This window comes from Kitasatospora sp. NPDC057692, assembly GCF_042799475.1.
Lineage (GTDB): Bacteria > Actinomycetota > Actinomycetes > Streptomycetales > Streptomycetaceae > Kitasatospora.
The window spans coordinates 1-6,336 of the sequence record NZ_JBHVIV010000172.1; the positions used below are offsets into that span (position 1 = coordinate 1).

A 6,336-nucleotide genomic window follows, 5' to 3' on the forward strand; every position below is an offset into this window, starting at 1 on the left:
TCGTCCTTCGCCAGCCAGTGGGTGGTCACGGTCAGCCCGTTGAGCAGTCCCGCCGCCCCGAGGACGAGCGCCCCGGTGCAGACGGAGGCGGTGAAGCGGGTCGTTCCGTGGATCCGGCGCACCCAGTCGATGAACTCCGCGTTGGTCAGCAGCTGTCGGGCCCCTTCACCGCCCGGGACGAGCAGCACGTCGCAGGACTCGACCTCCGTGTACCGGGTGGGCACGTCCACCCGCAGGGAACCCAGCACGTCGGCGATCCGTCCGGGTTCGGGGGCGACGAAGCGCACCCGGGCGTCGGGGAGGTTCGCCAGGAGCTCGTACGGGCCGATGGCGTCGAGCGGCTCGAAATGCCTGAAGAGCGGGATCACGATGTCCATGCCGGGGAGCCTAGGCAGGCGTCCGCGGTGACCGGGGGCGCATCCGCGGACACGCCCGGGCACGCGCGGCAGGTTCACGAGAACGGCCGCCGTGCCGCCGCCGCCAGGCAAGCTCTCGGGACCTGCCGTCCGCGGCCCCGCTCCGCCGGCCCTGAGCCTCCGTCAGGCGGGCGGCAGCGCCAGGGCGGCGCGGGCCTCGCCGACCAGGCGCAGTGAGCCGAAGACGAGGATCAGGCCGCCGGGGCCGGCGAGTTCGGCGGCCCGGTGCAGCGCCGACGGGGTGTCCTCGGCCGTCAGGCAGGGGCCCTGCCGGTCGCGGGCGAGCCGGTCGCGCAGGGCGGCGGGGTCCGCGGCCTGGTGCGAGCCGGTGCGGGTGAGGACGAGGGGCCAGTGGGAGGGGAGCGGGGCGAACATGCCCGACACGTCCTTGCCGTCCATCGCGGCGAAGACCTGCACGGGCGGGGCCGCGTGGCCGGCCGTGCGGGCGTGGCGCAGGAACTCCGCGGCGACGGTCGCGACACCCTGCGGGTTGGTGGCGCCTTCCAGCAGGACGCGTCCCGTCCAACCGCCCAGCCGGGCGTGCGGGACGAGTTCGAGCCGCCCGGGCCAGCGCGTGGCCGCCAGCCGCGCGCGCAGCCGCTCCTCGTCCGGGTCGGGGACGTCGCCGCGCTCGGCCATTGCGTCCACGGCGGCGATGGCGGTCGCGAGGTTGTGGTGCTGGTGCGCGCCGGCCAGCGGGCAGGGCAGATCGCGGTGCACGGCGCGGGGAGTGACCACGTCCACCAGGGTCGTCGGGCCGCCGTCGCCGTCCCGTTCGACGGTCCGGGCCGTGTAGCGGATCTCGTGGTCCATGCGCCACACGGACAGCCCCGTCCGCTCCTTCAGGACCTCCTCCGCGCCGGCGGCCGCCTCCGGGGCCAGCCGCCCGAGGACCACATGGTCCCCGTCCCGCACGGCTCCGGTCTTGGCCCGGGCGATCTCGGCCAGGGAGCCGCCGAGCAGCCGGGTGTGGTCGAGCCCCACACCGGTGACGACCTTCACGTCCAGGCCGAGCTCCGCGGCCGCGGCCCTGCTGCCGCCGATGCCGGCCTCGGCCACCGCGAGGGTGACGCCCGCCCGCCGGAAGTGCACGGCGGCGGTGGCCGCGAAGACCCCCTGTGCCAGGACGGGCAGCCCGTGCCGCTCGATCGCGCCCCAGACCTCGTCGAACGCCGCCGCGTACTCGGCGCGGGTGACCGGGACGCCGTCGATCCGGATCCGCTCCCTGGGCTCCTGCAGGTGCGGACTGGGCATGCTCCCCACCCGGGCACCGGCCGCCGCCACGGCCGACACCGCGAACGCGCAGGTCGACCCCTTGCCGTTCGTCCCCACCACCAGCATCCCGCGCAGCGCCCGCTCCGGGTGGCCCAGGGCGTCCAACAGTTCGGAGACGTTCGCCTGCCGCACCGTCCGGGGGACCCGGTGGGGGTTCTCGTGAATCCTCGCCAGGATGTCCACGCAGCGTTGGTAGTCCACCCGCCGAGTATGGCACCGGCGGAGACCGCCCCGAGGCGCTTCGCAGCGACCTGTTCGGGAGGCGGCCGCGCCCGCCGGCGCGGTCATGCGCTCCCGTCGTGGAGGCCTCCGCGCGGACCTACGTCCGGGAGGTCCGCGCCGTGGCCGACACGGCCAGGCGGCTCGCCGGCGGCGTCCGCGGCTACGAGGACATCAAGCTCGCCCGCCTCGCCGAGTACCGTGAGCGGGCCCGCACCGCCCTCGGCGCCCTGGAACCCGCCCCCGCCGCGCCCTGACCCTCCGGGAGCCCGCCGGGCCGCCGGTCCGTGCGCCGGTCCCGGGGGACGCTCCCGGGAGGGCCGGCCGGATCCGGACGGCGGAGGCCCGGGCCCCGGGCCCCGCTGGGCCGTCCGGGCCAGGCGGCTTGCGGGGGAGCCGGGCCGGGCCGACGCTGGAGCGCGACCGCCGGTCCGCCCGGGGACCGGGCCGGACCCAGCACCGCCGAGGAGCGCCATGGCCCTCGTCAGCCGCAGCCGCCGCCGCACCGGCCCCGCCGCCCGGCGCCCGCGCGCCGGACGGCGGGCCCTCTCGGCAGCCCTGGCCCTCACGGCCTGTCTGAGCGCGACCGCCGCCGCGACCGTCCCCGGGGACGCGGCCGCCGCCGCCCTGGACCGCCTCCGCCGGCAGCGCCTCGACTGGCACGATTGCCGCCTGGGGCCGGACGACCAGGACGGTGCCGCACTCGACCGGGCCGGCGCCCGCTGCGCGGACGTCACCGTGCCGCTGGACCACGACAACCCCGGCGGACGCGCCATCACGCTGGCGCTCTCCCGGATCGAGGCCGCCGACACCCGCCACCGCAGCGGCGTGCTGCTGCTCAACGACGGCGGCCCCGGCGCCCCGACGCTCGGGGCCCCGCCCCGGGTGCGAGCCGCCCTCGGGGAGGCTGCCGGCCGCTGGGACATCGTCGGGCTGGACGCGCGCTTCGCCGGCCGGAGCACCCCGGTGGACTGCGGCTGGCCGGACGGCGGCTTCTTCTCCGCCGGGACCGGCCGCGCCGCCTTCGAGCGCCAGGTCGCCCTCCACCGCGACCGCGCGGCCGACTGCCGTTCAGCGGCCGGCGAGCTGCTGCCGTACGCGGGCACCCGCGACTCGGCCCGGGACGTGGACCTGGTCCGGGAGGTGCTCGGCGAGCGCAGGATCTCCTACCTCGGCGTCTCGTACGGCGCCTACGTCGGCACGGCGTACACCCAGATGTTCCCCGGTCGCTTCGACCGGATGGTGCTGGACAGCGCGCCCGCGCCGAGCCGCTCCGGCTCGGCGCTCCTCCCCAACCAACTGCCCGAGCAGGAGGGGGCGTTCGCCGACTGGGCCGACTGGGCGGCGGCCCGCCACACCACCTACGGGCTCGGCCGCACCCGCGCGGAGGTCGGCGCCGGGATCCTGCGCACCGTCGAGACGGCCGCGGTCCGCCCGCTCGTCGTCGGCAGCGGCGCCGACGCCGTCGAGCTGGACGACACCCGGGTGCCGGTGCTGCTCTTCGTGGGACTCCAGGGCGACTCCGATCCGGAACGGGCGGCCCTGGCCGAGCAGATGGCGATGCTGGCCGGAGTCGCGGCGGGCGGCCAGGCCACCCCCTCGCCCCCGACCGCCGCCCTGCTGCGCCTGCTGTTCGGCCCGCAGGGGGCGTCGGCCGGCAGCGCCATGCAGGCCGTCCTGTGCGCGGACCGCGCGGCGCCCCGCGACCCCGAGGACTACTGGCGCCGGATCGAGAGCAGCCGCGCCGAGCACCCGCTGCTCGGTCCGATGCTCAACGACATCACCCCCTGCGCCTTCTGGGACGCCCCGCGCGAGGCGCCCGTGGAGGTGCGCCGCGACGCACGGGTGCTGCTCCTCTCCGCCACCGGGGACCCGCGCGCCCCGTACCGGGACGCCGTCGCCCTGCACGCGATGCTGCCCGGCTCACGCCTGCTGACCCTGCGGGGCGCGAACCAGCACGGGCTCTACGGGATCTACGGCGACGCGTGCCTGGACGACGCGGTCAACGCCTACCTCGCCGGCGGGCGCCTGCCGGACACCGACCCCGTCTGCACCCGCCGGTAGCCGGGCCTCGCCCTGGATTCCGCTCAAATGGGGCGAAGGTGAGTACGTGAACAAATACCGATAGATCCGCAGCTGGTATCGAAGGCCTCAAAGGTGTGGTCTGCGCTCGGTCCGCAACCGATGAATCGTCACCATCCTTTGTGTAAACACCCTGGCGATGCGTGGGCGAATATCCGGAGAGCGATAGCCACTGGCCGCTTATACGTGCTTTACTCGAACTAATCGCCGGTCGATTGCCCTGCCGCCGCCCCAGGAATGAAGGACGCCCACGTGCCCAGATCCCACTCCCGGAAGGCTCTCCCGGCAGGTGGCGCAAGAACTCTGACGAGAAGTCAGAGTGCTGTACTCCTCTGATCCGAAAGGATCCTGACGGCGCGGCAGGTTACTCCGCGACGACATGCGGGGGCGGGGGCGCCGCCGCCGAATCCCGCCGCGGCCCGTGCGGGCTATTTCCCCACCGTTCCGGCCGAGTTGCGCATCGCGGGCCGGGAAAGCCGGAGGTGCCGTACTCGCCCCCACCGGCCGGGAGCGGACTCCGGAACGGCCGCCCGTGCCGTCGGGCTGCCGACGAGTGCCCGTCCCGCGCACGACCCGTCCAGAAGACCGTCCTCAACCCATCGGAGAACCGAACCGTGTTTCGCACGTCCGTATCACCCTTCGACGCCGGTTCCCCCGGCGCCGGCGCCGGCGCTCTTGACGCGATGCGTGCCGAAGGCCGGGGCCCGTCGGCCGCCCGGACCCGCCGCGGGCCGCGTGCCGTCTGGATCAACGGCCTCCTCACCGCGGCCGTCGCCGGGGTGCTCGCCCTCGGCGCCGCACCGGCCCACGCCGTCGTCGGCGACCCGGTGGCCGACGGCGGCTACGCGTTCACGGCCAAGCTCGACATCGGCGACGGCAAGCGCGGCTGCTCCGCGGCGCTGATCAATCCCACCCACGTGGTCACGGCCGCCGGCTGCTTCGCCGCCGACCCGGCCGACCCGTCCACGGTGACCGCGGGCAAGCCCAAGGAGAAGGCCGTCATCACGGTCGGCCGCACCGACCTGTCCGGTCAGGCCGGCGGGGTCGCCGAGGTCATCGAGATCAAGCCCCGCGCGGATCGCGACCTGGTCGTCGCCCGGCTGGCCCACCCGGTCTTCGGCATCACCCCGGTGACCCTGGCCACCGCGGCCCCGGCCCCCGGCGACACCCTGCGGGTGGCCGGCTACGGCCGCACCGGGACCGAATGGGCGCCGACCAGGCTCCACAGCACCGCCGTGACCGTGACCGGCGCGACCGCCACCACCGTCGGCTTCGCCGCCAAGGCCCCGTCCACCGGCACGATCTGCAAGGGCGACACGGGCGGGCCGCTGTTCCGGGAGAACGGCTCGACCGCCGTCCTGGCCGGCGTGCACAGCCGGGCCTGGGCGGGCGGCTGCTTCGGCTCGACCGAGGCCCGCACCGACGCCGTCGACGCCAGGGCGGACGACATCCGCCAGTGGATCCTCGACAACTCCGCGGTCGACCAGGCCCTGCTGGGCCCCGGCGCGCGCCTCACCGCCGGCCAGACCCTCGCCGGCCGCGACCTGCGGCTCACCATGCAGCCCGGCGGCGACCTGACGCTGACCCACAAGAACGCCCCCGCCGGCGTCATCTGGGCCACCGGCACCGGGGGCAACGCGGGCGCCTACCTGGAGATGCAGCCCGACGGCAACCTGGTGCTCTCCACCGCGGGCGGGCAGCCGATCTGGCACTCCGCCACCTGGGGCAACCCGGGCGGCTACCTGAGCCTCCAGGACGACGGCAACCTCGTCGTCTACAAGAAGGACGGCGGCCCCCTCGCCGGCGGTTCCGTCTGGGGCAGCGGCTCCACCCGGATCGGCACCACCATCGGCTCCGGCCAGCCCGTCTGGTCCGGCCAGTGGACCGAGTCCGCGTCCAGCGTGCTGATCATGCAGCGCGACGGCAACGTGGCGCTCTACCGCAAGAGCGACGGCGCCCACCAGTGGTCGACCGGCACCTACGCCAGCCCCTTCGGCTACTTCGTCATGCAGAGCGACGGCAACCTGGTGGTCTACCCGGCCGGCCAGGGCGGCGGCGTCGGTGCGGTCTGGGCCTCCGGCACCTTCTGGAGCCCCGGGGCCTTCCTGAAGCTCCAGGACGACGGCAACCTCGTCATCTACGGCAAGGGCGGCGGCGAGGGCGTCGGCGGCGCCATCTGGGCGACCGGCACGCACGCCTGACCGTCCGGTCACCCCACCTGTCACGCCGGCGGCCGTCGGCGGGAGGACCACCGGGGGGCCCCCCCCCCGGGCGGCGGGGGGGGCGCGGCGGGGCCCGGCGGCCGCGGTGCCCCCCCGCCCCACGCGCCCCGCCCAGCGGGCGC

General features: G+C 75.9%; 5 protein-coding genes. 3 read left to right on the top strand and 2 right to left on the bottom strand.

Going from position 1 to position 6,336, the window contains the following annotated elements; translation table 11 throughout:
- Positions 1–377 (bottom strand): DJ-1/PfpI family protein (locus tag ACFVFS_RS40305; protein WP_380630096.1); only part of this gene is annotated, 377 nt, incomplete at its 3' end.
- 162 nt (positions 378–539) lie between these two features.
- Positions 540–1,892: a bifunctional folylpolyglutamate synthase/dihydrofolate synthase gene (locus ACFVFS_RS40310; RefSeq protein ID WP_380630097.1), complete on the bottom strand. Its 1,353-nt coding sequence runs from the start codon at positions 1,890–1,892 to the stop codon at positions 540–542.
- A 98-nt stretch (positions 1,893–1,990) separates the two neighbouring features.
- On the opposite strand from ACFVFS_RS40310, the gene ACFVFS_RS40315 reads away from it, so the two are divergent.
- The 3 genes from ACFVFS_RS40315 (at position 1,991) to ACFVFS_RS40325 (ending at position 6,193) form a co-directional block, all read left to right on the top strand.
- A complete protein-coding gene (locus ACFVFS_RS40315; protein ID WP_380630098.1) occupies positions 1,991–2,167 on the top strand; it encodes a hypothetical protein in 177 nt (58 codons plus the stop codon).
- 217 nt (positions 2,168–2,384) lie between these two features.
- Positions 2,385–3,974 (top strand): alpha/beta fold hydrolase, encoded by a 1,590-nt coding sequence (locus ACFVFS_RS40320; protein WP_380630099.1) that lies wholly within the window; start codon positions 2,385–2,387, stop codon positions 3,972–3,974.
- 701 nt (positions 3,975–4,675) lie between these two features.
- Positions 4,676–6,193, top strand: coding sequence for a trypsin-like serine protease (locus tag ACFVFS_RS40325; RefSeq protein ID WP_380630100.1), 1,518 nt, complete (start codon positions 4,676–4,678; stop codon positions 6,191–6,193).
- Positions 6,194–6,336 lie beyond the last annotated feature (143 nt).